The organism is Pseudomonas sp. BIOMIG1BAC, assembly GCF_001705995.2.
Taxonomy (GTDB): domain Bacteria; phylum Pseudomonadota; class Gammaproteobacteria; order Pseudomonadales; family Pseudomonadaceae; genus Aquipseudomonas; species Aquipseudomonas sessilinigenes.
Window position 1 is genome coordinate 1,955,294 of sequence record NZ_CP049045.1, and the last position, 24,805, is coordinate 1,980,098.

The following is a 24,805-nucleotide window of genomic DNA, read 5'->3' on the forward strand; positions in this document are numbered from 1 at the left end:
GGGTCAGTGATCCTGGGTGGTGGTGTCGACTGTATTGATGAAGTGCAGCAGGGTCTGGTTGAAGCGCTGCGGTTGGTCCAGCGGTGTGGCGTGTCGGGAGTCCTCGATCACCACCAGCTGCGCATCCGGCAGCAGTTTGACGTAAGCCTCCTTGAGCGCCACCGGGGTGTAGTCGTGGTCGGCGCTGACGACCAGGGTTGGACAGGTGATACGGCCCAGACGTTCCTGGACTCCCCAGCCGACGATGGCGTCGAAGCTGGCGAGATAAGCACGTTTGTCGTTCTTTGCCCAGCGTTCGGCCATCTGCTGCCGTAACTCGGCTTGCTCCGGCTTGGGAAACAATCGTTGGCCCAGGGCCTTGCCGATGGCCGCCATGCTCAGCAGGCGGGCCATGCTCCAGCGCTTGAACCACTGCCAGTAGTCGTCGGCCGAGCGCAGCTTGACCTGCGGTGCGCTGTTGACGATGCACAGGCTCTTGAACAGCTGTGGCTGGTCCACGGCCAACTGGAAGCCGATCATGCCGCCCATGGACAGTCCGGCATAATGCACCGGCCCCAGGCCCAGGTGGTCGACCAGGGCTATGAGGTCGGCGGCAAAGCCCGGGATGCTGTAGCGCTCCCGAGGCTTGTCGGAGCGACCATGGCCGCGCACGTCCGGGATGATCAGGCGATAGCGGGTCGCCAGTTCCGGGACCTGTTTTTCCCAGTCCTGGGCGCTGGAGCCCAGGCCGTGGACCAGTAGCAGGGGCTCGCCCCGGCCGTATTCCTCATAGTGCAGGGTGCAACCTTCATGTTCGAAATACGCCATGGCAGAACTCCTGTTCTGGTAAATGGGACGTCAGGCTTGCTCGGGTGCGGCAAAGGGCGCATCCAGGGGCGCGGTGTCGAAGGTGCGCAACAGTTCCACGAGGATCTGCGTCGCCGGGCCCAGGGGTTTGTCCTTGTTGGAATAGAGAAAGAACGTCGGATGGCGGCTGCCGCCCTGGTCCAGGGGCAGCACCTTGAGCAGGCCCTCGTGCAGCTCGCGTTCGATCATGTGCCGTGGTAGCCAGGCGAAACCCAGGCCGCTGCTGACGAACTTCGCCGCGGTGGCCAGGCTGCCGACCGTCCAGCGCTGCTCGGCACCCAGCCAGCCCACGTCCCGCGGTTGTTGGCGGCCGGAATCGCGAATCACCACTTGCAGTTGGCTTTCCAGGTCCTGGAAGTGCAACTGTCGTTGCAGGCGGTGCAGGGCGTGTTCCGGATGGGCCACGGCGACGAACTCCACCGAACTCATCTCGGTGCCCAGGTAACCTGGAATATTGAAGCCGCTGATGGCCAGGTCGGCGACGCCTTCGAGCAGCACTTCCTCGACTCCGGACAGTACTTCCTCGCGCAGGCGCACACGGCAGCCGCGGCTCTGCGGCATGAAGGCGGTGAGGGCGCGGACCAGTCGTGCATTGGGGTAGGCGGCATCCACCACCAGCCGCACCTCGGCTTCCCAGCCTTGCTCCATGTGGTGGGCCAGGTCTTCGAGCTGGCTGGCCTGTTTCACCAGTTGCCGGGAGCGGCGCAGCAATACGCCTCCGGCCTCGGTGAGCACGGCCTTGCGGCCATCGATCCGCAGCAGGGGTACACCGAGCTGGTCCTGCATGCGTGCCACGGTATAGCTGACCGAGGATTGCGAGCGGTGCAGGGCCTCGGCGGCTTGGGCGAAGCCTCCGTGATCGACCACGGCCTGCAGGGTGCGCCATTGATCCAGGGTCACGCGGGGCGCTTTCATGAGGTGCTCCTCTTGTCCTAAGCTGGCGTTCCTTACCGGAGACCGCCGAATGAGAAAATTCTGTTGTGTGTTGCTGGCCCTGCTGCCCTTGAGCGCCTGGGCTTATCCCATCGATGTCGACAAGCAACTCAATGGCCTGAGCATCGACTACACCACCTACGATACCGACGCCGACATCGGCTCGATCCAGTTGAACAACTACGGCAAGACCGATGCCGTGTGCTCGGTGGTTTTTCGCAACGGTCCCGAATCACCGCGTACTCGCAAGGTGGAAGTCGCCGCCGGCAAGAGCCGCAGCGTGACCGTCAAGTTCAACCGCAACATCATCAAGTTGCGCCTGGACCTGAACTGCCAGGCCAAATGACCGTCGTGATACCGGTCCTGTCGATCGTGACGGGACTGGGTTCGCTTATAAACGAATTTATTGATTGGTTATAGCAGTTATTTGCGCTTTTTCATCGATATCTCTCTGTTTAATCTGCGCCCCATCGACTTACGCATACCCCGATGGAGGCTTCAGCCATGTCCCGCGTCCTGATCATTGAAAGCAGTGCCCGCCAGCAAGATTCCGTTTCTCGCCAACTGACCCAGACCTTTATCCAGCAATGGCAGGCTGCCCACCCGGCCGATTCGATCACTGTGCGCGACCTGGCCCGTAATCCGGTGCCGCACCTGGATGCCAACCTGCTGGGCGGCTGGATGAAACCCGCCGAGCAACGCAGCGCGGCCGAGCAGGACTCGCTGCAACGTTCCGACGAGTTGACCCAAGAGCTGCTGGACGCCGACGTACTGGTGATGGCCGCGCCGATGTACAACTTCGCCATCCCCAGCACGCTCAAGGCCTGGCTCGACCATGTGCTGCGTGCCGGGGTGACCTTCAAGTACACCCAGACCGGTCCCCAGGGTTTGCTCACTGGCAAGCGCGCCTATGTCCTGACTGCCCGGGGCGGGATCTACGCCGGCAGCAGCACCGATCACCAGGAACCCTACTTGCGCCAGGTCATGGCCTTCATTGGGATCCACGACGTGCAGTTCATCCATGCCGAGGGCCTGAACCTGGGCGGCGATTTCCACGAGAAGGGCCTGAACCAGGCCAACGCCCGGCTGGCCCAGGTGGCCTGAGGCGTTAATCCCCAGGTAATCGCTGGATGTTCAAGTAGCTCCTGTGTGCCCCTTCAAGCAGGTCCGCACATAGAACCTCCCTTTGCACTGGGTGCTCCTTCAGTGCCAATGCCCGATCGAACGCTTCGCGAGATCGGGCTTTTTTTTGCCGGTGATTTCACCCGCGCCGGCAAAAACGTTATCGTCGCCGCCATCCAACGATGAGGCGAGCATGGGCTATCTACTGGTTGTCACCCTGATCCAGGCGTTTTCCTTCAATCTGATCGGCGAGTACCTGGCCGGGCATGTCGACAGCTACTTTGCCGTGCTGGTGCGGGTGCTGCTGGCAGGGTTGGTGTTCATCCCGCTGACTCGCTGGCGCCGGGTGGAACCGGCCTTCATGCGCGGCATGCTGCTGATCGGTGCGCTGCAGTTCGGCATCACCTATGTGTGCCTGTACCTGAGCTTCCGGGTGCTGACGGTGCCGGAAGTGTTGTTGTTCACCATTCTCACGCCGTTGCACGTGACCCTGATCGAAGACGCCTTGAACCGGCGCTTCAATCCCTGGGGCTTGCTCGCGGCCCTGGTGGCGGTGGCGGGTGCCGCGGTGATTCGCTACGACCGGATCAACCCGGACTTCTTCATGGGCTTCCTGCTGCTGCAACTGGCCAACTTCACCTATGCCGCCGGGCAGGTGCTGTACAAGCATCTGGTGGCGCGCTATCCCAGCGACCTGCCGCACTACCGGCGGTTCGGCTACTTCTACCTGGGCGCGTTGCTGGTGGTGCTGCCGGCGTTCCTGCTGTTCGGCAAGGCACACTTCCTGCCGGATGCCCCGGTGACCTGGGCGGTGCTGCTGTTCCTCGGGCTGGTGGCCACGGCGCTGGGGTTGTACTGGTGGAACAAGGGCGCGTGCCTGGTCACCGGCGCGACCCTGGCGGTGATGAACAACCTGCATGTGCCGGTGGGCCTGCTGCTCAATTTGCTGATCTGGAACCGCCATGAAGACCTGGGCCGCCTGGCCCTCGGCGGATTGGTGATTCTGCTGGCGGTGTGGGTCAGCCGCCATGGCCAGCGCAGGGTGGCCACGGCGTGAAGGTTACAGGCGCCAGCGAGATGGGGTAGCGGTTCTACGCAGCTGTTACCCCTATCCCCAGGAGCGATGCTCTGTCCAGGACCCGCCCTATCGGCGGTTTTTTTGGGGTTCTGGTTTTTTACCTTTGAAAACAATCAGCTAGTTGAGTCAAGAGAAGAACCGAGCGCTCGGTGACGCGTCTGGCCATAAAATTGCATTCATATGTATATACAAGACATTACAAGATGAGCTGGCTTTGCTGACGCCAGTTCCTGGCAAGGGAGGGCGTTGTGCCATGAAGTTCCAGGTATTCCACGGCTGGTATGTGGTGTTGGCCACCCATGTGCTGCTGGCGCTGATCTTTGGCGGTGCCTATTCCTTCGGTGCGTTCTTCTCGCAGATCCAGGCCAATTTCGCAGTGGGGAGCTTTTCCGTGGCCTCGGTGTTTTCCCTGACGGCGTTGATCTATTACGCCATGGGGGTTGTCGCCGGCGTGCTGGCCGATCGCACTTCCACCCGGCGGGTGGTGGGGGTCGGCATCCTGTCCCTGGCCCTGGGGTTTTTCTGCGCGAGCCTGGCGTCCGGGTCGTTGTGGTGGTTCCTGCTGTGCTTCTGCGTACTGGTGGGGCTGGGCGTCGGCCTGGTGTATGTGCCGGCGGTGGCGGTGGTCCAGCGTTGGTTCGTCAGCCGGCGCAGCCAGGCTTCGGGCCTTGCCCTGGCGGGAACCGGGGTCGGGACCTTTGCCGGGCCATTGCTGGCCGGCTGGCTGATGGAGCATTTTTCCTGGGAGGCGACCCTGCAGATCTTCGCCGGCGCGATCCTGTTGCTTGGCCTGGCTGCCACGGCGCTGATCCGCAGCGGCCCCCAGGAGCTCGGGCTGTTCGCGGACGGCCTGCCTGCCATGGCCGAGCGGCCCCAGGTGGCCCCGTCCGGTCTGCACCTGGCCGAAGCCTTGGGCATGGCGCGTTTCTGGTGGTACTTCGCGGCGATCCTGTGCGGTTCGGTGGGATTGTTCGTGGCGTTGGTGCACATCAGCCCCTATGCCCGGCAGGCGGGGCTGGGTGTTTCCGAAGCCAACTTGTTGATTGGCCTGATCGGCGCCGGCAACGTCGGTGGCCGCCTGTTCCTCGGCAGCCTGGGCGACCGGATCGGCAGCCGGCGCCTGCTGGTCGCCCTGACCTTGCTCCTGGTGCTGTTGAACCTACTGTGGCTGGTGGCCGATGGCTTCATGGCGCTGGCGTTGTTCGCCCTGTGCTTTGGCGTGGCCAACGGCGGTTGCATTTCGCTCTACCCGGCCGTGGCGGCCGATTGGTTCGGCACGGCCAACCTGGGGGCTATCCTCGGTGCCCTGTACCTGTCGGTGGGGGTGGCGGCATTGCTGGGCGGCAGTTTCGCCGGCTGGTTGTTCGACCTGTACCAGGGCTACGACGCGGCGATTGGCCTGGGGGCTGCGTGCGCGTTGCTGTCCGTGCTGTTCATCCTCATGGCTTGCCGTCCTCAGCCCGATCCGCTGTTGCAGGCAGCGCCGACGGCTGCCTGAAAACGCCGGGAGCCGGGGTGGCCCAGGCGTTTTGCGGTGGGGCACAGCGCCTGATGCCGGTCAGTTAAGCAAGGTGCTCCCCGTAGGAGCAGCCGGCCGACGCTCGATTGCTCGCGATGCTCGTCGTGGCGCGTGTTTATGGGGTAAACGCAGCGCTCTGAAACCCATCGCGGGCAAGCCTCGCTCCTACCGTTTCCTTAACTGATCGGCATTTGTCAGAGCGCCTGTTTCTCGCTTGGGCCGATATGGCTGGCGCCCAGCACTGCCGGTAGCAGGCCGGCCCGCAGGTCGTTGCCGCTGGGTTGCTGGTACAGGCTCAGGCCGAACTCCGGCATCACCGCCAGCAGGTAGTCGAAGATATCCCCCTGGATTCGCTCGTAGTCGGCCCACACCGTGGTGCGGGTGAAGCAGTAGATCTCCAGGGGAATGCCCTGGGCCGTGGTCTGCATCTGGCGCACCATGCAGGTCATGTTCGGCTGGATCTCGGGGTGGCTCTTCAGGTAGGCCAGGGCGTAGGCGCGGAAGGTGCCGAGGTTGGTCATGCGCCGGCGGTTGGCCGACAGGGCGGCAACGTTGCCCTGGGCCTCGTTCCAGCTTTTGAGCTCGGCCTGTTTGCGCCCGATGTAGTCGGTGAGCAGGCGTACCCCGCTCAGCCGTGCTTCTTCGTCGTCATGCAGGAAGCGTACGCCGCTGGCATCGATGAACAGGCTGCGCTTGATCCGCCGGCCGCCGGACTGCTGCATGCCGCGCCAGTTGCGAAACGACTCGGACATCAGCCGCCAGGTGGGGATGGAAACGATGGTCTTGTCGAAGTTCTGCACCTTGACCGTGTGCAGGGTGATGTCCACCACGTCGCCGTCGGCGCCCACCTGGGGCATTTCGATCCAGTCGCCGACCCGCAGCATGTCGTTGCTGGTCAGTTGCACGCTGGCGACGAAGGACAAGAGGGTGTCCTTGTACACCAACAGGATCACCGCCGACATGGCACCCAGGCCCGAGAGCAGCAACAGCGGCGAGCGATCGATGAGGGTGGCGACGATGATGATGGCGCCGAATACGTACAACACCATCTTCGCCAGTTGCACGTACCCCTTGATCGAGCGGGTGCGGGCGTGTTCGGTGCGGGCGTAGATGTCCAGCAGGGCATTGAGCAGGGCGCTCAGGGCCAGCAACTGGAACAGGATGGTGAAGGCCATGGCCAGGTTGCCCAGGAACAGCAGGCTGGCCTTGCTCAACTCCGGCACCAGGTGCAGGCCGAACTGGATCACCAGGGAGGGAGTCATCTGTGCCAGGCGGTGGAACACCTTGTTCTGGCGCAGGTCGTTGAGCCAGTGCAGGGCGGGTTGCCGGCCCAGCAGTCGCACACCATGCAGGACCACATAGCGGGCTACCCGTCCGAGCACCAGGGCGACCACCAGCAACAGGGTCAAGCCAAGGCCAGCGTGTAGGAGCGGGTGTTGGTCGAGGGCTCCCCAGAGGTCCTGGGTATCGAGCCAGAGCTGTTTGAAATCCATGGGCTAAAACGATTCTTCTATGTGGCACAAAGAGGGGATTAGAGCATTGAACCCCGGCAAAGTTACCGTTGAGGACAAATCGGTTAACAAAAAACCAACTCTTTGCCACCGTTTGCACAAAGAAACTCGGCCTGGGCCTCCGAAACCGTTACCCTATGCAGCTGTTTTTCTGCACATCTTCGAGGTAGCACCCGTGTTTTCCCAATTCGCCCTGCACGAACGCCTGCTCAAAGCCGTGGCCGAGCTTAAATTTGTCGAGCCGACTCCGGTACAGGCCGCGGCTATTCCGCTCGCGCTGCAAGGGCGTGACCTGCGGGTGACGGCGCAGACCGGTAGCGGCAAGACCGCCGCCTTCATGCTGCCGATCCTCAATCGCCTGATCGGCCCGGCGAAAATCCGCGTCAGCATCAAGACCCTGATCCTGCTGCCAACCCGGGAGCTGGCCCAGCAGACCCTGAAGGAAGCCGAGCGTTTCTCCCAGTTCACCTTCATCAAGTCCGGCTTGATCACCGGCGGTGAAGACTTCAAGGTCCAGGCCGCCATGCTGCGCAAGGTGCCGGATATCCTCATCGGTACCCCGGGTCGCCTGCTGGAGCATCTCAATGCCGGCAACCTGGACCTCAAGGAAGTGGAAGTGCTGGTGCTCGACGAAGCCGACCGCATGCTCGACATGGGCTTTGCCGAAGACGTGCAACGCTTGGTGGATGAGTGCCCGAGCCGCCAGCAGACCATGCTGTTCTCCGCCACCACCGGTGGTTCCGGCCTGCGGGAAATGGTCGCCAAGGTCCTCGACAACCCTGAGCACCTGCAACTCAACAGCGTCAGCCAGCTCAACGAGACCACGCGCCAGCAGATCATCACGGCCGACCACAACCAGCACAAAGAGCAGATCGTCAACTGGCTGCTGGCCAACGAGACCTACCAGAAGGCCATTATCTTCACCAACACCCGGGTCATGGCCGACCGCATCTACGGCCGCCTGGTGGCCCAGGACTACAAGGCGTTCGTCCTCCACGGCGACAAGGACCAGAAGGACCGCAAGCTGGCCATCGATCGCCTGAAGCAGGGCGGGGTGAAGATCCTGGTGGCCACCGATGTCGCCGCCCGCGGCCTGGACGTCGAGGGCCTGGACCTGGTGATCAACTTCGACATGCCTCGCAGTGGCGACGAGTACGTGCACCGTATCGGTCGCACCGGTCGTGCTGGCAACGAAGGCCTGGCCATCTCGCTGATCTGCCATGGCGACTGGAACCTGATGTCGAGCATCGAGCGCTACCTCAAACAGAGCTTCGAGCGCCGCACCATCAAGGAAGTCAAGGGTACTTACGGCGGTCCGAAAAAGGTCAAGGCCTCCGGCAAGGCTGCTGGGACCAAGAAGAAAAAGACCGATGCCAAGGGCGACAAGAAAAAAGCCCTGGCCAAGTCGCCAACCAAGCGCAAGAGCGCCAACCGGCCAAAGAGTGAGAGCCCGGCCCTGGTCAGCCAGGATGGCCTGGCGCCGCTCAAGCGCCGCAAGCCCGCACCAGCCGCTGAGTAAAGTGCAGGCCTGATCGCCATTAGAAAGCCCGGACCTGGTCCGGGTTTTTTGTTTCCTGGGCCTCAGTGGTCGGTTTTTTGCTCGGCGTCGGCCAGTTCCTTGAGGCGTTGGTCAATCAACTGGCAATCGTCGGGCAGGTCCTTGTTGGCGCTGCCCAGGTTCATCTTCTGCAACTCGTCGTTGATTTCCTTGGCCTTGGCCGGGTTCTGCTCGGTGATCTTGCTGACTTCCCGGGCCAGTTGCTCGCGCTTGGCGGTGGCTTCGTCCGGGGTACAGGCCCAGGCGGGCAGGGCCAGCAGCAGGCTGCCGGCGAGAGTGAGCAGGTTCAGGGTTTTCATGGGCTGTGCCTCATGTTGTAGGCAGGGGGACATCCGGTTGAGGCGCCTGGAATGGGCAAAGTTCAGTTGGATCAGCCCAGGCAGGTGCCTTCGGGAGGGCGTGTGACGTTACAGGGGCTCGCACGTGCTGGAGGCGGGTCTTGTTCACGGCGGCTCTGGAGGCCAGGTTCAATTGACGCCTGGATAGTGGCGAATTAGTATCGCGCGCCGCTCCGGGTCAGGGGCGAATGCCGAGCGCCTGGACATGTTTCCTTGATCCGAGCCAGTGCACCTCAACGAAATCGCTTTCAAGGAAGATCCTTAATGCGCCTGCTGTCCCTGTTGTTCAGTTGTGTCCTGCTCGTGGGGTGTGCCTCCCGGCCGGATTACTACATCTCGTCCAAACCCGTACAGATTCCTGCCGACGCCACCTACTGGATCGATAACTTTGATTTGCAATTGATCGGGGAGAGCCCGCGTTTCTTGCCTGAGGACAAACTGCGCCAGCAATTGGGCACGGAACTGATCCAGCAACTGGGCAATGCCAATCGCTACGCCGCGACCAAGGACAGTGCCGATTACCTGCTGGATGTGGAGGCGGTGTACAAGCGGCGGCTCAGTGATTCCCAAGGTGGGCTGGTGTCCAAGATCGTCGATGACAATACGATCCTGGCCAGTATCGACTTCGGCTACAAGGTCCAGGTCAAGCGTGCCGGTGCCGAAGTGTTGCATTTCGCCCAACAACGCGACGGCCTCCAGCCTGCCGGTGCCATGGGCCAGTTGCGCAATATGAAAACCATGCTCGGGGTGATTACCAACAGCGGTAACTCCGATGTGGAGACGTTCTACGTCCGGGTTCTGCCGCGCTTCATCGTTCGCGATATCACGGCCATTCCGTCGCGTTGAGGCAAGCCTGCTTGCCGTGCATCCGGCAAAAACAACGGGGGAGCATGGGCTCCCCCGTGTTGTTTCTCGGCCTTTGATGGCCTACAGCGTTTTCACCGGAAAGCAGATATCGAACTCCAGCTCGCCGGTTTGATCGTATCTGGCGTCCACCGGATACAGCTCGAAGGCTGGCCGTGCGTCGGGCTGCATACCACTCTTGGGCAGCCAATCGCGGCACAGTTCGCTCCAGGTATCGGCGATATCGGGGCCTTTGCCCTGGTAGTGAGTGATCGCATAGAGGCCACCGGGTAGGGTGGTGACGACCGCAGAGTCCCGGCCCTTGAAGTCGAGGGGGACTTCGACGCAGGCATCGTAGCGGCATTTTTCGGGTGGGGTGACGTAAGGGTCGTCATGGCCGATGCCGTAGCGTGCGCGGCCCATGAGCCCGTTCTCGGCCATCCAGGGGATGACGGTCTGCTGCCAGAACAGGCCGATCCCCGGCCCGTAGGCGCCGATATAGCGCAGGTAAGCGACGCGTACGGGTGGCAGTTCCTTGATGGTGACCTTCATCGTGAGTTCCTTCAGGTGAATGAAGGCGTCAGGATCGTCGAAGGCCGGGATGTGTGTCTGATCAGGATTGCGCAATTGCCGCAGGCGTCGTTCGCGGATGTCTTCAAGGCGGCGGTGCCAGCGCTTGGGTTCGGTATCGCGCCAGGTGCTGGGCGATACCGAGAAGTGTTGCTTGAATGCCCGGGAGAAGGCTTCGCCGGAACCGAAACCGACCTCCAGGGCGATCTCCAGGACCGAGGCCTCGGGCCGGCTGGCCAGCAGGTGGGCGCCACAAGCCAGGCGGCGGCGTCGCAGGTAGACGCCCAGGGGTTCGCCGACCCAGGCGCTGAACAGGCGATGGAAATGGTAGGGCGAGAAATGGGCCACCTGCGCCAGGTCCGCCAGCTCCAGGGGCTGGTCCAGATGCTGGTCGATATGCTCCAGCACCCGGTTCATGCGCAGGGTGTATTCGTGGAGGCTGTGATAGGCGGGGCTCATGCCTACAGCTTAGTCGGCGCAGCAGCGGGACTGCCAGCGCAGTCTCGCTGCCGATCGAGTGGGCGTTCAATCCGTGCAACAGCAACCCTGTGCCTTCGGGTTGCTGGGGGTGTCGTCATAGCGGTCATGATGGCGGACCCAGTTCATGATGGGCCCCTCGTTACGGCCCTTGGGCGCCAGGTCGAGGAAGTTGTACGTGCCTATCAGCAGATCCAGGCCCCGGGTGTACGTGGAGTAGGTATGGAAGATCTCGCCCTGCTCGTTGCGATAGAACACGCTCAGGCCGGGCAGTTCTTCCTCGTTGCTGTTGATGGGCGCGTAGTTGTAGCTGGCGGTGGCAGTGCCCCGTTGCTCGTTGCTGAAGCTGACGCCGAAGTCCTGGTTGAAATCTTCGCCGGCGCTGGAGACCCAGTCGAACTGCCATCCCATGCGTTGGCGAAAAGCCTGGAACTGTTCGTAGGGCGCATGGGACACCGCCACCAGCGCTATATCGTGATGGGCCAGGTGCTGGTTGGCACCATCGAAATGATCGGCCAGGAACGAGCACCCCTTGCAACCTTCCGCCCAGCCTGCACCGAACATGAAGTGATAGACCAGTAACTGGCTGCGGCCACCGAACAGGTCCGCCAGGCTCAATGTGCCCTGCGGTCCCTGGAAACGATAAGGCTTGTCGATCCGCACCCACGGCAGCGCCCGGCGTTCGGCGCTGAGCAGGTCGCGTTGGCGGGTGAAGGCTTTTTCGTGGAGTAGATGCTGCTTGCGTGCTTCGAGCCATTGTTCCCGGGTGACCACGGGATGATCGCTGATATCCATGACGTCTCTCCTCGAACTGTGGAATGGGTCCTACACACGCTAGTCGTTTGCCATACCGTCGGATCGACAAGCTGCCCAGTGGTGCGAATGGCTTGAACGGCTGGTGTGCCTACGGGTCACAACTCAGGCAAGGCATTCCATCCTGGAGGGCGAATCAACATGGCGACTTACAATTGGGATCTGATCGAGCGTTTGCTGCACGAGGTGCAGAACGGCGCCGGCCATAGTTTCACTCCGCGGCCCTATGCCGAACAGCATGCCGCGGCGATGGCCGCCGAAGGTCAATCCACGGGCAACCTGGATGAACTGAAGACCACCGCTAGCGAGTACGAAAAGCTGCTGCTGGACCGGCACTTCATCCAGAGCAGGCCGGAGCAGGAGGGTGGCAACGGCGAGAACTTCATGCTCACCCCACGGGGTTCGAGCCTGCTGTGCCTGCTCGACAGCGGTATTCCGGGCAATGATCATCCACGCCAAGTGCTGGATGAGCAGGTCGACGCGCTGGACCCTGCCACCTTCGACGAGTTGGCCTCCAAGGCGCAGATTGCCTGAATCAGTTCTGCCTGGCGTTCTGTAAGCATTTCAAGGCGCTGAAGTCCTTGCGCACGCCGTCGAGCTTCTTCAGCAGGCGCTGGCGTTGTTCCGGGCTGCTATCGGCCATCAGGTCGACCAGCAGTCTGCGCGCAGCCTCCTCGGTATGGGCGTAGGCCTGGCGATAGTCGTCGGTCCATAGGCTTTCACGCTCGATCAGCAATTGCTCGACGCGTTGTGGGAAGTCGCTGGAGCGACGCTGTTGTACCGCGGCGCGAAATAGCGCCTGCCAGTGGGCTCGGTTGGCGATCCATTGCCGGTTCTGTTCCCCCAGCGAAACGGACCACTGTTCGACACGTCGCTGCTGGCTCGGACTCAGGCTGCCCAGCCAAGCCTTCAGGCGCTTGTCCATGCGTTGGCTGCGCTGTTCGATCTGTTGCGCCAGGGGCGGTTCCAGGTACTGCTCGCGGCGTTCCTGCAGATCCTTGGCCAGTGACTTGTTCAACTGTGCCACTTGCTGGTCGTCCAGGCCTTGCAGTAGCTCTATGGCCGACGGTGCGACCTGGCGTGCGATTTCGGCAATGGCCTGCTTGGCCTCTTGCGTGCGTGCTTGCAGGGCCTGGTCGTTGACCTGGTTGTCCTGGACCATCAATTGCAGGCGGTCGAGCCAGTCCAGGTAGCCTGGCAGCTGGGTGCTGCAATGCCAGTGCAGATGCTGCTGCAGGCGTTGGTCGAACCAGCTTTTCTGCTCGCCGGTCATCTCCAGGTAGTCGTTGAGGCTCCAGGGGATGATGACGTCAAGGTTGCGGTAGGCCAGGCCGACCCGGCTGCAGGCAGCGAGCGACAGGCCGAGAATCAGCAGCGGGATGAGCAGGCAGCGCCAGCGCGACATATCCGAGTCCCTGGGAGTGCGGTTCTTGCATCTGAACCCGGAAGGCCTCCAGCAGTTCAGCGCTCGTACTGACTAGTAGAACGCCCGCTCGGCCTTGAAGGTCAACAAGCCGTCGCATTGGCTGTTGTGCCCCGAATAGGCCGAGCAATTGCTGCCGTTGAGGCTGGAATCGCTGTAGATCAGGTTCAGGTCGATTCCCAGCCAGGGCCGCGAGAACTTGATCGACCAGTCGTTGAAGCCCGCCACATAACCCCCCTTGGCCACTGACACGGCGTTGTTGAGCCGGTAGTTGGTGTATTTGACGCTGACTCCGATGCCGAACGGCGGATTGCCGCCCAGGTCGGCGAACAGCGTGCTATTGCGCCGGTCCGGGTCATTGCTCAAGGCGGCGCCGAACCGACTGCCCAGCAGGGTCAGGCCGCCGTAGAACTCCTTGCTGTCCTGGGTGCGCAGTTGCGGGTAGTTGTAGTGGATCACCCCCAATTCGTACCCCAGGCTCCGGTCGAGCGGTTGCTTGAAGCCCAGGTAGGAATCCATCTCGAGGCGGCTTGCCGGGCTCAGGCCCATGCTCGGCGACCACTGGCCGAAGTACCAGCCGCTGTCGTGGCTCAGGTCGAGACCGCCGTGTACGGAGCCGCTGGAGGCGGGCTTGACCAGGCCTTGGGCCATGCTGCGGCTGGGGCTGGTGCCGAGCTTGAGGTCGAAGTCGCCCAGTTCGCGCTGAAAGATCTGGCCGTGGGCCAAGGGGCAGGCCAGCAGCAGGGCCAAAGCCATAATTGAAGGTTTGAGCATGCAGCACTCCTTGAACTGCGTGGAGTGTCAACCTGAAGGCGGGCTGAAACGTTTATTCCGTGGGCGCAAGGATACCGGCCTGCGCTTGTGGATAGAGGCCGTTCGTCGGTTTTCCAAGGAGGGGGGAGTAGCAGAGGTGCCAGTCCTGGCGCTTCATGGGTAAGCGCCGAGGGACCAGGACAATACGCGAGGGGTTACTTCTTGCCGAGGCTGATCTGCTTGGAGGGGCTGAAAGTCTGGCCGCTGACGCCCTTGGCGATCTGCTGGATTTCGCCGCCGGATTTCAGGAACGCTGCGATCTGTTCGTTGATGGATTCGCTGGTTTCAACGGCGGGAGCTGGTTTTGCTTTACTGCTGTTGGATGCTTTTACTCGCATGGCGGCCATTTAACCTTCGGGAAAATTAATTTGGCCAGCCATCCTAACAGAATTATTCGATAATTGTCCGTTGGGCATTCTCCGGCGCACTAGCGCAGGTCTTTCTTATTCCTGAATTTATCTTGCAAATGGCCTTATAAGTCACTGTTTTAAATCAGGACTTGTGGCGTTGGGCGCCAGCCCGGGCTGGCGCTGTTGTCGTTGCCCAAGCCCGGATCGGCCTGACGAGTGGAGCGCCAGGCGATGCCTGGTCAGGAATCTCCGGGGCTTGGCGCGGATTTTCTCCATGGCCGTCTCCCGAGCGTCAACCTGGACATGGAAAACAGGTAGAATGCCGCCCACGCAATGAGGGTATTGGAAATGGCTTTAGTCGGGCGCTACAACAGCTTGCAAGTGGTTAAGCATACTAACTTCGGTTTGTATCTGGATGGCGGTGCGGATGGCGAGATATTGCTGCCCAATCGTTATATTCCGAAGGATATTCCCAGCGAAGATGAAGATTGGCTGAATGTCTTTGTCTATCTGGACAGTACCGACAAGTTAATTGCAACGACCGAGAAACCGAAAGTTCAAGTAGGCGAATTTGCCAGTCTGAAGGTCGTCGAGGTCAACAGTATCGGCGTATTCCTGGACTGGGGGCTGCCCAAGGACCTGCTGCTGCCGTATTCGGAAGAGAAGCGCCAGTTGAATGCCGGCGATTACTGCGTGGTGCACGTCTATCTGGATCGCCATACCCGCCGTATCACCGCCACCGCTCGGCTGGATCGCTACCTGGACAAGACGCCGGCCAACTACCAGGCTGGCCAGGAAGTCGACTTGCTGGTGGTGGAGTCCACCGACATGGGCTTCAAGGCCATCATCAACAACAAGCACTGGGGCCTGATCCACAAGAACGAAGTGTTCAAGTTCCTGCGGCCAGGCATGCAGGAAAAGGGCTTTATCAAGGAAGTGCGGGCCGACGGCAAGGTCAGCCTGAGCCTGCAACCGGTAGGCGAGCAGGCCGGCAGCAGCCTGAATGCCAAGATCCTGGCCAAGCTGCGGGAAAGCAACGGTACCCTGGCTGTCAGCGACAAGAGCGATCCGGCGTTGATCAGTCGTTTGTTCGGTGTCAGCAAGGGCAACTTCAAGAAAGCCATCGGCGCGCTCTACAAGCAAGGGCAGATCGTCATCCACGCCGATCGTATCGAACTCAGCTAAGACTCTCTGCGGGCCTGGCCTGCGCATTCCCGATGATCAGGCCGGCCTGCGCCCAGCCGTTGGGCACGACAGCACCAATTTGCCGCGCAGGTTGGTGCTTGTGATCGACTCAGGCACCAGCGCCATCGCGCAACCACAGGCGCAGCGATGTGCCTGTATTTCCATGGGGATGTAGCCGCTCCCATGCACAGGGTCATCAGGTGCAAGATCGCCATCAAAGGAAGAATCATGGATTTCAAGGGAAAAACCGCGATTGTCACTGGGGCCGGGAGAGGGCTGGGCCTGGCGTATGCCTGTAGCCTCGCCGAGCAGGGCGCCCAGGTCGTGATCAGCGACTTGGGGACGGACCGGTCCGGTGCCGGTAGCGAGATGCAGGTGGCTTTCCAGGCTGCCGAGGGGCTAAAAGCCCAGGGCCGGAACGTGATTGCCCACGCTGGAGATCTGGCCGATGAACAGGTTGCCCGGCAGTTGGTGGAGCTGGCTGTCGAGACCTTCGGCGGCTTGGACATCATCATTCACAACGCTGGCTGGGTGGGGTACCAGGGGATCGAGGACGCGGAGGCCGGCTTTCTCCAGCGAGCCCTGGACGTCAACATCCAGGCCCCAATCTGGCTGTGCAAGCATGCCTGGAAATACCTCAAGCGCTCCGAGGCCCCACGGGTGGTACTGACCACCTCCGATCGGGCCATGTACCAGCAATACGCCCAGACCGGCCTGGCAGCCTACGCAGCGGGCAAGATGGCGCAGTTGGGCATCATGAATGCCCTGAGCATGGAGGGCCTGGAGCATGGGATCCTGGTGAATGCAGTCTCGCCGGTGGCCAAGACCCGGATGTGGGGGATAACGCAAGCCCCCAGCGACCTCAAGCCGGAATGGGTCAGCCCCGGGGTGATCTACCTGGCCAGTGCTGCCTGTCGCGATACCGGCTATGTTCTGCGGGCCAGCAATGGTCAGTTCACCGCGACTCGCTTCAGTGAGAATCCGGGAGTCGATTATCCGATGGACCTGGCCCGGGTCGAGGCCGCCAGCGCCGAGGAGATCGCCCGGCTCTGGGAGAGCATCAGGGAGTCCTGAGCGTGCGCTCAGGTCAGTGCCGTACACGAGCGGGCCTGGGGTTGCCGGGCCAATAGCAGGCCACCACTGAGCAGTAGGCCAACACCGGCCACCATCAACGCCAGCTGCAAGCTGCCGCTGAAGTGGCTGCTCAGGGCGGCCAGCAAGGGGCCGCTCAGCTGGCCTGTGGCAAAGCAGGCGGTGAGCAGTCCGGTATTGCGTTGGGCTGCCTGGGGCGCCAGTTCCCGGGAGCGCTGCATCACCAGTTGCATGCAGGACAGGAACGGCGTGCCACACAGCACTACCCCCAGCAACAATCCCCAGCCGTTGCCCAACAGGCAGGCGAAGACACCGGCCGCCTGTAGCCACAAGGTTGCGATCAGCCATTGGCGAGTGCCGTCCGGTGTGTGCCGGCGCAGGCTGACCAGGGCCACGCCCAGTGCTGCGGCGAGGCCGAAGCCGGGCCAGAACAGGTCGGCCTGCCACTGGCCCTGGAACCGTGCGCTGGCCATTTGCGAGAGGAAGGTCGCCGGGATGATGTAGCCCACCCCATACAGGCCATAGACCAACCCCAGGCGCCCAATCCCCTGGCCATTGGACACGGCATCCTGTCGGGTACTGCCTGGCGTCGTGGTGGGAGGCGGCAGGATCGGCAGGACCGCCAGTAGCATCAACAGCCCTGCGGCGGCATACAGCAGCCACAGGTCGGCTGAGTCGTGCCCCAGTAGGTTGGACCCCAGGGCCAACAGGCCGGTGAGCATGATGCCCAGGCCCGGCCCGGCGAACACCAGGGCGCCCAGCCGGGGTCGACCGGCAGCCAGGGCCAGGGGTTGGCTCAGGGCGGTGATCATCACCAGCACCCAGGCACTGGCCACGCCGGTCCCGAAACGCAGCAACAGATGCGGCCAGAACCCCCAGGCCCAGAACGAAGCCAGTGTCAGCAGCACGCACAACCAGAGTCCCCCCAGCAAGCGCAGGCGTACCTGGGGCGGGCGCCGGGCGAACATCGCATCCAGTGCGCCGAGGAGATAGCCCAGGTAGTTGGCGGCAGCGACCAGCCCTCCAGCGGTCAGGTCGACCTGGCCCTCGCTGATCAGGTGCGGCAACTGTGGGGTCAGGGCGAAGCGACCAATGCCCATGGCGATCATCAAGGCAATGAAGCTGGCGAGTAGGCGGATCAGGGGGGACATGACGGTTTTTCCGGCGGCAGGAACAGTGACCGCCAGGCTAGAGCGAATTGACTTTCGTTAAAAATGAATAATATTAAGCAACTTGTTCAGTTTTGGAGAAGGTCATGGAGTTCAGCCAGTTGCGTATTTTCCAGGCAGTGGCCGAGGAAGGCTCCATCACCCGTGCGGCGGAACGTTTGCACCGGGTGCCATCGAATCTCTCGACCCGCCTCAAACAACTGGAGGAGCAGTTGGGCGTCGAATTGTTTCTGCGTGAACGCCAACGCCTGCAATTATCGCCAGCGGGCAAGGTGCTGCTGGACTACACAGCGCGTCTGTTCGCCTTGCGTGACGAGGCCCAGGCCGCGGTACAGGGCGGCCAGCCAGCCGGAGACTTCGTCCTGGGCACCATGTACAGCACCGCGGCGATCCACTTGCCTGGGTTGCTGGCGCGTTATCACCGGGCCTATCCGGCAGTGAACCTGCAGGTGCAGTCCGGACCCACCGGGGAATTGCTCGAGGGCCTGTTGACTGGGCGCCTGGATGCGGCGTTGGTGGACGGACCGCTGGAACTGGCGGGGCTGGACGGCGTTGTCTTGTGCGATGAGACCCTGGTGCTGATCACCGAGATCGAGCATCCGCCGGTGCGCACGGCCCTGGATGTGGAGGGGCGAGCGGTGTTCACCTTTCGCCAGGGATGTTCCTATCGCATGCGCCTGGAGTCCTGGTTCTCCCACTACCATGCGGCCATGGGGCGGGCGATGGAGATCGAGTCCTACCAGAGCATGCTGGCCTGCGTGATTGCCGGTTCCGGTGTGGCCCTGATGGCTCGCTCCATGCTCGACAGCCTGCCGGGACGCGATCGCGTAGCGGTCCATCCCCTGGCCGAGCCGTTCACTCATTCCACCACGTGGCTGATGTGGCGCAGAGGCATGGTTGGGGCCAATCTCAATGCCTGGATCGAGTTGCAACAAGGCTCTTTCGAGGCGATGGAGCAGCCGGCGAGGGCCATGGCGTGAGTCCGTGGGCGATTGGCCATAATCCGGTAACAGTTCATTGCCATCACGGAGCGGCGCGCAGGAAAACTTAGGGCTATTATCTGCATTAAGGCGGCACAGACTTCGCCGCTCGGCACGACCCTTGAGGGGGCACTATGAAAGACAAATTGCAAAGCTGGCTGCACGACCTTGGTGTCGCACTGGGCCTGATCGAGCCACCGCTGCAACCGGTGCCGATTCCTACCGATGAAGAGCTACGGCGCCGCCAGCAACGCCGTCGTTGACCTCGATGCGGGAGCGCAGGGCAGGGATCCTGGACTGCGTTTCCCGTGTGTCGACCAAGGCCCGGCGCTTCAGGTCATTCCTCCTGTTGCCCTGACTTTTCCAGCAGCCACTCCACCAGCTCGTGGACGTTTGACAGGCTGGCCAGTATCCGCTGCTCTTCCTCCGTCGAGATGCATAACTCGAACCTGTCCTCCAGGCGCCAGAGCAGTTCTTCAATATCGCCACGTTCCAGCCCCAGGGCCTGCAAGTTGCTGTCGCCGTCCAGGCACAGGCGTTCGCCCAGCCAACTGCGGATCAATGCAAAGACCGCCCGACGGGCTTCGCCCCGGTTCATCTGCCTGGTTCCGGTGTGGTGAGCGGTCGTCACTGATGCACGGGCTGCAGATGCCGGCGCCGGGTTTTTTCCAGGATGAACTGGCTCAGCTCGCTGATGGAGTGGATCCAGTACAGGTCGTGTTCGGGGTCGAGCCGGACGTCGAACTCGCACTCCAGGCTGTGCAACAAGGCTTTCAGGTCCAGGGAGTAGGTATCGATCTGGGCCTGGCTGGGAGGGATTGGCCACTTTTGCGCCATCTGGACTTCTATGGCGTGGCGAATGCTTCGCTGGATATCGAAACGGTCCATAAACACCTCAGGGCAGGGAAGAGGTTTTTATTGTTATGACCCCGTCCAAGGGTGATGCGATAGCGCGCACAGATGCTGCCAGCGATCCATGTACTGCCCTCCTGCGGGAACAGTCGTCGCTGATTCAGAGTACAGCACAGGTTTTTTCCCGGTGAGATGACCACTCGTCCTGTCAGGGGCCTGGCGAGCGGGGTACAGGCCTTGTCGTTAGGCTCTTTTGTGCTGGTGAAAAAAAACGGATGTGGCCACCGACGCCACATCCGTCGAAGAAAACTTCAGGCAGTCGCTTTCAGGATCAGATCGCGCTGGCCAGGGACGCCGGGCGCCGGGAAGCCAGGCTGACCACCACGAAGCTCACCAGGCCGGCCATCAGGCTGTAGTAGATCGGGGTGTTGGCATCCAGGCCGTCCTTGAACATGAACACCAGGGCGGTGATGAACCCCAGGCTCATGCTGGCGATGGCGCCGGCGGTGGTGGCGCGCTTCCAGAAGATCGCCCCGATCAGCGGGATCAGCATGCCGCCTACCAGCAGGTTGTAGGCCAGGGTCAGGGCGCTGATCACGTCGTTGACCACCAGCGCGATACCCAGCACCACGATACCGGTGAGCAGGGTGAACAGACGGTTGATCCCCAGGCTCGATTGCTTGCCGCCACGCAGCCGTGGCAGCAGGTCCTCGGTCAGGGTGGTGGAAGCGGCCAGCAGGCCGGCGCTGGCGGTGGACATCATGGCGGCCAGGGCGGCAGCGATCACCAGGCCGCGGATGCCGTCCGGCAACGAGGCCTTGACGATGGCGGCGAAGGCGTTGTTCGCGTTGTCCAGGTCCGGCAGCAGCACGTGGGCGGCCATGCCGATCAGGGCGCAGGCCAGGCCGTAGAGCACGCAGTAGAAACCCGCCAGGGTGCCGGCGTACTGGGCGACCTTCTCGGTCTTGGCGGTGAACACCCGCTGCCAGATGTCCTGGCCGATCAGGATGCCGAAGAAGTAGATCATGAAGTAGGTGATGATGGTGTCCCAGCCGATGGTGGTGAAGCTGAAGCTCGAGGCCGGCAGCTTGGCCACCAGTTCATCCCAGCCGCCGACGCGGTACAGGCAGATCGGCAGCAGCAGGAACATCAGGCCAACGGTCTTGATCACGAACTGGACGATGTCGGTCAGGGTCAGCGACCACATGCCGCCAATCGCCGAGTAGATCACCACCACTCCGCCGCCCAACAGGACCGAGAGCCAGAACGGCAGGTTGAACAGCACTTGCAGTACGGTGCCGATGGCGAGGATCGAGGTCACGCCGATCATCAGCGCGTAGGCCAGCATGATCACCGCGCTGGCCTGGCGGGCCATGGGGTTGTAGCGCTTTTCCAGGACCTGGGTCACGGTGAAGATCCGCAGCTTGAGCAGCGGCTTGGCCAACAGCAGGTTCAGGGCGATGATCCCGGCGCCGAGGGCGGCGCACAGCCAGAAGCCGGAGATGCCATGGACGTAGCCCAGGCGTACGGTGCCGACGGTGGAAGCGCCGCCCAGCACAGTGGCGGCCATGGTACCCATGTACAGGGTCGGGCCCAGGTTGCGCCCAGCCACCAGGTAGTCCTCGTGGGTCTTGGCCTTGCGCATGCCGTAGTAGCCGAGCACGAGCATGCCGACGGCATAGATGAGTACGACGAATAGATCTAGAGCCATGATGGCGTGTCTCCGATTATCTTTTTTATGTGAAACAAACAGGTCATGTGCCGCAGTGGCTGGCCTGCCACCGGGCGTGGTCAGGCGGCTTGGCGCAGGGTGCTTTGCCGGGAACGTCGGGCGCGCTTGTGGGCACGCGGAGCCTCGGGGCCGTGGGGCTCTGGCTCCGGGAAGGATCCCGGCAGAGTGCTTCCGGGGCCACCGAGCGAGGAGGGGGCGAGGGGAGGCGAAAGGCGGCGGGATGAACCGCCGATGCGTTCGGGAACCGCGCGACGGGCGCCGCCAGAAATGGCGCGCAGGCGATCGCCGGATCCCGCGTTGCGTGCGTGGCCGAGAATCCTTTCGGCCCGATTGGTTTCAGTGCTGCTAAGGCGTGTTTCTTTGTTGTTGTTATTCATGATCTGCTCCGATCACATTGGCTAAGGGGGTGGCAGCCCTTCCGGCATCGCGGACAAAAATTCGTGGCAGGCCAGCCATAGGCCTTCTTGTTGTTGGCGAAACCGGCAGGTTCCGCGCTCCTGGCTAAAGTGTTGCTCCCCTTGCATGCGCGGCATCGTGGCCACGTCATGAATAAACACGACGGCATCGGCTTTTAGGCCGGCGACGACGTTGCTCGCGGTGCGTTTGCGCACCGCGAAACCATCCTTGGCACGCCGCCGATCCTGCGATGCCGGCCCGGCATCACGGGGCAGCACCGGCTGGGTACGGCAGTGGCGCAAGCTGGCATCGACCGTTGGCGCCGCAGCCCATCCGGCTGCGGCGTCGAGAGCGTATTGCCGCTTGTTCATCCGCTGGTTCTCAGCGATGGGCTACGCCCGGCAGTACGCAGAGCATTTCGTAGAGCAGGTTGGCGCCCAGCAGCGAGGTGTTGCCGGTGGTGTCGTAGGGTGGCGAAACCTCCACCAGGTCGCAGCCCACCAGGTCCAGGCCCTGGCAACCACGGACGATCTCCATGGCCTGGATGGTGGTCAGACCGCCGATTTCCGGGGTGCCGGTGCCAGGGGCCCAGGCCGGATCGATACCGTCGATGTCGAAGCTCAGGTACACCGGGCCACCACCGACTTTCTCGCGGACTTCGGCCATCAGTGGCGCCAGGGATTTGTGCCAGCACTCTTCGGCCTGGACCACGCGAAAGCCCTGCTTGCGGCTCCAGTTGAAGTCCTCGGCGGTGTATCCCTGGGCCCTCAGGCCGATTTGCACCACGCGGTCGCAGTCCAGCAGGCCTTCTTCCACCGCGCGGCGGAAGGTCGTGCCGTGGGCGATCTTCTCGCCGAACATGTGGTCGTTGACGTCTGCGTGGGCATCGATGTGCACCAGGCCGACCTTGCCGTGTTTCTTGTGGATGGCCCGCAGGATCGGCAGGGTGATGGTGTGGTCACCGCCCAGGGTCATGGGAATGACGTTGTGCTCGAGAATGTCGTCGTAGGCTTCTTCGATGATGCGTACGGCGTCCAGCAGGTTGAAGGTGTTGATGGCCACATCGCCGATATCGGCCACGTTCAGCGAGTCGAAAGGTGCGGCGCCGGTGGCCATGTTGTAGGGACGGATCATCACCGATTCAGCGCGGATTTCCCGCGGGCCGAAACGGGTGCCGGAGCGTAGCGAGGTGCCGATGTCCAGAGGGACGCCGACGAATGCGGCGTCCAGGCCGGCAGGGCTGGGAACATGGGGAAGACGCATCATGGTGGCGATGCCGCCGAAACGCGGCATTTCGTTGCCGCCCAGTGGTTGGTGGAGATTCTTGTCCACGGGATAGGCCTCATCGTTGTTTTATTTATGGGGTCGACGGCGCAGCGGCGCCTGCTTGTCTGACCAAGTGGGCCGATTCTGCGAAATGTAGTGCGCGGAAAGAATCGCTACGAGCAAATACTTAGTTCAGAATTTTCTAAACTAATGCCAGGCGGCACGCTAGACTCGTGCCGCCTCTACGAGGCATCTGTACACAGGGTTCTCACCTCCCCTGGCTTGCCAGGGCTGGCGCAATCCGGGGTGCCCGGCTCGCTGGAAAATATGCATGAGGAGGCTCGGGGCTGTCCTTCAGCTTGTCGAAGTCTTTTTCTCGGCCACGGAACCGGTGGCTTGTCACCTGTTGCTGGAGCTTGTCATGGCTAACGCTTTACCTGATCTGAAACTATTGCGCATCTTCGTTAGCGTGGTGCGGCACCAGGGGTTCGCCAATGCCCAGCATGAACTCAACCTCTCGACATCGGCCATCAGTACCTACATGAGCCAGTTGGAGGCGTCTCTGGGGCTGGTGCTGTGCCACCGTGGTCGTGGTGGCTTCAGCCTGACCAGCAAGGGCGAATTGTTTCATCAGGAGACCCTGCGCCTGCTGGCCGAGCTGGAAGGTTTCGAACAGTACGCCGCGGCCCTCAAGGGCGAGTTGCGCGGGACCCTGAACCTGGGGGTGATCGACTCCACGGTGAGCGACAAGGCCCTGCCGTTCGCCGAGGCTATTGGTGCCTATAGCCAGGAACATCCGGCGGTGCATTTGCACCTGTCGGTGATGAGCCCCCATGAACTGCAATTAGGGGTCCAGGACAATCGCCTGGACCTGGCCATCGGTGCTTTTTCCACGCGCATGAGCGCCCTGGTGTACATGCCGCTGTATCGCGAGCAGCATTGGCTGTATTGCAGCAACCGCCATCCGTTGTACAGCGAACGGCGCATTCCCGAGCAAGTCATCACCCAGCAGCGCATGGTGGGGCGTGGCTACTGGAGCCAGGCCGAACTGGCCCGGCATGGTTTCAAGCACAGCGCCGCGACGGTGGAAAGTATGGAAGCGCAGTTGATCCTGGTGCTTTCCGGCGCCTATATCGGCTACTTGCCGGAGCATTACGCCCAGGCCTGGGCCGACAAAGGCGACCTGCGGGTGTTGTTGCCGGCGACCTTCGGCTACCAGGCACCGTTTTCCATGATCATGCGCCGTGGTCGAGGCCGTGAGCCGTTGATCCAGACCTTTCGTGATCTGCTCAAAGCCCAGCTCAACCAGTCATAAGGAATTCCCATGTCCCGAGCACGCTGCGAGCGTTGCCTGCGCCCCTGTGGTCACTGCCTGTGCCCGCTGATCCCCGAGTTGCCCAGTCGTACCCGGGTTCTGGTACTGCAGCACCCCAGCGAGGTCGGCCATGCCTTGAATACGGCGCGGTTGGCGGCGCTGGGGCTGAACAATGCCGAATTGAGAGTAGGGGAGGTGTTCGAGGATCTGCCAGAACTGCTCGCTCGTCCCGGTTATCGGGCGCACTTGCTGTTCCCGGCGGACGATGCCCAGCCACTGCAGCCCTATGGGATGACGGATGAGCCGTTGTTGCTGGTGGTGCCCGATGGGACCTGGCGCAAGGCGCGCAAGCTGCTGCACCTCAATCCGCTGCTGGCAGCCTTGCCCAGGGTCACGCTGGAGGCCGCATCACCTTCGCGCTATCGCTTGCGCAAGGCTCCGGGGCCCGGTGCCTTGTCGACCCTGGAGGCCATAGTCCAGGCCCTCGAGGTCCTTGAGGCTCCCGCGTCGTTCGAGCCACTGCTGCGTCCATTCGAGTCCCTGATCGAAGGGCAGATTGCGGCCATGGGTGCCGAAACCTATCAGCGCAACCACCTCAAGCCCTGAGTTAAGGCGAGGTATGCC

At 62.3% G+C, this 24,805-nt stretch carries 28 protein-coding genes; 13 read left to right on the forward strand and 15 right to left on the reverse strand.

Annotated elements, in window-relative coordinates:
* Positions 1–3 precede the first annotated feature (3 nt).
* Together ATY02_RS09130 and ATY02_RS09135 are read right to left on the reverse strand one after the other, a co-directional pair.
* Positions 4–807 (reverse strand): alpha/beta fold hydrolase, encoded by an 804-nt coding sequence (locus ATY02_RS09130; protein WP_068586003.1) that lies wholly within the window; start codon positions 805–807, stop codon positions 4–6.
* Between the two features lie 30 nt (positions 808–837).
* A complete protein-coding gene (locus tag ATY02_RS09135) occupies positions 838–1,761 on the reverse strand; it encodes a LysR family transcriptional regulator (RefSeq protein WP_068586000.1) in 924 nt (307 codons plus the stop codon).
* A 49-nt stretch (positions 1,762–1,810) separates the two neighbouring features.
* Between ATY02_RS09135 and ATY02_RS09140 the strand changes: the two genes are divergently transcribed.
* The 4 genes from ATY02_RS09140 (at position 1,811) to ATY02_RS09155 (ending at position 5,477) form a co-directional block, all read left to right on the forward strand.
* On the forward strand, positions 1,811–2,125 hold the full coding sequence (locus ATY02_RS09140) for a 3-phosphoglycerate kinase (protein WP_068585997.1): 315 nt from the start codon (positions 1,811–1,813) through the stop codon (positions 2,123–2,125).
* 158 nt (positions 2,126–2,283) lie between these two features.
* Positions 2,284–2,883 (forward strand): FMN-dependent NADH-azoreductase, encoded by a 600-nt coding sequence (locus tag ATY02_RS09145; protein ID WP_068585994.1) that lies wholly within the window; start codon positions 2,284–2,286, stop codon positions 2,881–2,883.
* Positions 2,884–3,094: 211 nt separating this feature from the next.
* Positions 3,095–3,958 carry a carboxylate/amino acid/amine transporter gene (locus tag ATY02_RS09150; protein ID WP_068585991.1) on the forward strand — a complete coding sequence of 288 codons (864 nt, stop codon included), beginning with the start codon at positions 3,095–3,097 and terminating at the stop codon, positions 3,956–3,958.
* Positions 3,959–4,232: 274 nt separating this feature from the next.
* The gene (locus ATY02_RS09155) at positions 4,233–5,477 is read left to right on the forward strand and encodes an MFS transporter (protein ID WP_068585987.1); all 1,245 of its coding nucleotides are present in this window, start codon (positions 4,233–4,235) and stop codon (positions 5,475–5,477) included.
* 215 nt (positions 5,478–5,692) lie between these two features.
* Here the strand turns inward: ATY02_RS09155 and ATY02_RS09160 are convergent, their stop codons facing one another.
* Positions 5,693–6,991, reverse strand: a complete 1,299-nt coding sequence (locus ATY02_RS09160) for a mechanosensitive ion channel family protein (protein WP_068585984.1) — start codon at positions 6,989–6,991, stop codon at positions 5,693–5,695.
* A 193-nt stretch (positions 6,992–7,184) separates the two neighbouring features.
* Here ATY02_RS09160 and ATY02_RS09165 point away from each other — a divergent pair, with 193 nt between their 5' ends.
* Positions 7,185–8,528, forward strand: a complete 1,344-nt coding sequence (locus ATY02_RS09165) for a DEAD/DEAH box helicase (RefSeq protein WP_068585981.1) — start codon at positions 7,185–7,187, stop codon at positions 8,526–8,528.
* 62 nt (positions 8,529–8,590) lie between these two features.
* On the opposite strand, the gene ATY02_RS09170 is transcribed toward ATY02_RS09165, so the two are convergent.
* Entirely contained in the window at positions 8,591–8,866 is a 276-nt protein-coding gene (locus ATY02_RS09170; protein WP_068585978.1) for a hypothetical protein, read from the reverse strand.
* A 303-nt stretch (positions 8,867–9,169) separates the two neighbouring features.
* On the opposite strand from ATY02_RS09170, the gene ATY02_RS09175 reads away from it, so the two are divergent.
* Positions 9,170–9,751 carry a hypothetical protein gene (locus ATY02_RS09175; RefSeq protein WP_068585975.1) on the forward strand — a complete coding sequence of 194 codons (582 nt, stop codon included), beginning with the start codon at positions 9,170–9,172 and terminating at the stop codon, positions 9,749–9,751.
* Between the two features lie 81 nt (positions 9,752–9,832).
* Here the strand turns inward: ATY02_RS09175 and ATY02_RS09180 are convergent, their stop codons facing one another.
* Both ATY02_RS09180 and ATY02_RS09185 read right to left on the reverse strand, forming a co-directional pair.
* A complete protein-coding gene (locus ATY02_RS09180) occupies positions 9,833–10,777 on the reverse strand; it encodes an AraC family transcriptional regulator (protein WP_068585971.1) in 945 nt (314 codons plus the stop codon).
* 66 nt (positions 10,778–10,843) lie between these two features.
* Positions 10,844–11,590, reverse strand: a complete 747-nt coding sequence (locus tag ATY02_RS09185; RefSeq protein WP_068585967.1) for a DUF899 domain-containing protein — start codon at positions 11,588–11,590, stop codon at positions 10,844–10,846.
* Positions 11,591–11,749: 159 nt separating this feature from the next.
* On the opposite strand from ATY02_RS09185, the gene ATY02_RS09190 reads away from it, so the two are divergent.
* The gene (locus ATY02_RS09190) at positions 11,750–12,142 is read left to right on the forward strand and encodes a transcriptional regulator (protein ID WP_068585965.1); all 393 of its coding nucleotides are present in this window, start codon (positions 11,750–11,752) and stop codon (positions 12,140–12,142) included.
* A gap of 1 nt (position 12,143) precedes the next feature.
* On the opposite strand, the gene ATY02_RS09195 is transcribed toward ATY02_RS09190, so the two are convergent.
* The 3 genes from ATY02_RS09195 to ATY02_RS09205 form a co-directional block, all read right to left on the reverse strand.
* Positions 12,144–13,013 (reverse strand): DUF6279 family lipoprotein, encoded by an 870-nt coding sequence (locus tag ATY02_RS09195; protein ID WP_068585962.1) that lies wholly within the window; start codon positions 13,011–13,013, stop codon positions 12,144–12,146.
* Between the two features lie 72 nt (positions 13,014–13,085).
* Positions 13,086–13,805 carry a TorF family putative porin gene (locus ATY02_RS09200; RefSeq protein ID WP_068585959.1) on the reverse strand — a complete coding sequence of 240 codons (720 nt, stop codon included), beginning with the start codon at positions 13,803–13,805 and terminating at the stop codon, positions 13,086–13,088.
* A 194-nt stretch (positions 13,806–13,999) separates the two neighbouring features.
* On the reverse strand, positions 14,000–14,191 hold the full coding sequence (locus ATY02_RS09205) for a hypothetical protein (protein WP_176719762.1): 192 nt from the start codon (positions 14,189–14,191) through the stop codon (positions 14,000–14,002).
* Between the two features lie 351 nt (positions 14,192–14,542).
* On the opposite strand from ATY02_RS09205, the gene ATY02_RS09210 reads away from it, so the two are divergent.
* Together ATY02_RS09210 and ATY02_RS09215 are read left to right on the forward strand one after the other, a co-directional pair.
* Positions 14,543–15,379, forward strand: a complete 837-nt coding sequence (locus ATY02_RS09210; RefSeq protein WP_068585956.1) for a S1 RNA-binding domain-containing protein — start codon at positions 14,543–14,545, stop codon at positions 15,377–15,379.
* A gap of 228 nt (positions 15,380–15,607) precedes the next feature.
* A complete protein-coding gene (locus ATY02_RS09215) occupies positions 15,608–16,453 on the forward strand; it encodes an SDR family NAD(P)-dependent oxidoreductase (RefSeq protein WP_068585953.1) in 846 nt (281 codons plus the stop codon).
* Positions 16,454–16,461: 8 nt separating this feature from the next.
* Here the strand turns inward: ATY02_RS09215 and ATY02_RS09220 are convergent, their stop codons facing one another.
* Positions 16,462–17,622, reverse strand: coding sequence for a YbfB/YjiJ family MFS transporter (locus tag ATY02_RS09220; protein WP_068585949.1), 1,161 nt, complete (start codon positions 17,620–17,622; stop codon positions 16,462–16,464).
* Between the two features lie 104 nt (positions 17,623–17,726).
* On the opposite strand from ATY02_RS09220, the gene ptrR reads away from it, so the two are divergent.
* Complete coding sequence (ptrR, locus tag ATY02_RS09225) at positions 17,727–18,620, forward strand: putrescine utilization regulator PtrR (RefSeq protein ID WP_068585947.1); 894 nt, start codon at positions 17,727–17,729, stop codon at positions 18,618–18,620.
* 134 nt (positions 18,621–18,754) lie between these two features.
* Positions 18,755–18,883 carry a PA1414 family protein gene (locus ATY02_RS36335; RefSeq protein ID WP_011059908.1) on the forward strand — a complete coding sequence of 43 codons (129 nt, stop codon included), beginning with the start codon at positions 18,755–18,757 and terminating at the stop codon, positions 18,881–18,883.
* 74 nt (positions 18,884–18,957) lie between these two features.
* Here ATY02_RS36335 and ATY02_RS09230 read toward each other — a convergent pair whose 3' ends face one another.
* The 5 genes from ATY02_RS09230 to speB form a co-directional block, all read right to left on the reverse strand.
* On the reverse strand, positions 18,958–19,218 hold the full coding sequence (locus ATY02_RS09230) for a hypothetical protein (RefSeq protein ID WP_068585943.1): 261 nt from the start codon (positions 19,216–19,218) through the stop codon (positions 18,958–18,960).
* A 29-nt stretch (positions 19,219–19,247) separates the two neighbouring features.
* Positions 19,248–19,508: a hypothetical protein gene (locus tag ATY02_RS09235; protein WP_068585940.1), complete on the reverse strand. Its 261-nt coding sequence runs from the start codon at positions 19,506–19,508 to the stop codon at positions 19,248–19,250.
* Between the two features lie 295 nt (positions 19,509–19,803).
* Positions 19,804–21,183, reverse strand: coding sequence for a sodium:solute symporter (locus ATY02_RS09240; RefSeq protein WP_068585937.1), 1,380 nt, complete (start codon positions 21,181–21,183; stop codon positions 19,804–19,806).
* 419 nt (positions 21,184–21,602) lie between these two features.
* On the reverse strand, positions 21,603–21,971 hold the full coding sequence (locus tag ATY02_RS09245) for a hypothetical protein (protein WP_068585932.1): 369 nt from the start codon (positions 21,969–21,971) through the stop codon (positions 21,603–21,605).
* 10 nt (positions 21,972–21,981) lie between these two features.
* Positions 21,982–22,932: an agmatinase gene (gene speB / locus ATY02_RS09250; RefSeq protein WP_068585929.1), complete on the reverse strand. Its 951-nt coding sequence runs from the start codon at positions 22,930–22,932 to the stop codon at positions 21,982–21,984.
* Between the two features lie 355 nt (positions 22,933–23,287).
* On the opposite strand from speB, the gene ATY02_RS09255 reads away from it, so the two are divergent.
* Both ATY02_RS09255 and ATY02_RS09260 read left to right on the forward strand, forming a co-directional pair.
* Positions 23,288–24,181, forward strand: a complete 894-nt coding sequence (locus tag ATY02_RS09255) for a LysR family transcriptional regulator (protein WP_068585926.1) — start codon at positions 23,288–23,290, stop codon at positions 24,179–24,181.
* Positions 24,182–24,190: 9 nt separating this feature from the next.
* Positions 24,191–24,787, forward strand: a complete 597-nt coding sequence (locus ATY02_RS09260; protein WP_068585924.1) for a tRNA-uridine aminocarboxypropyltransferase — start codon at positions 24,191–24,193, stop codon at positions 24,785–24,787.
* Positions 24,788–24,805 lie beyond the last annotated feature (18 nt).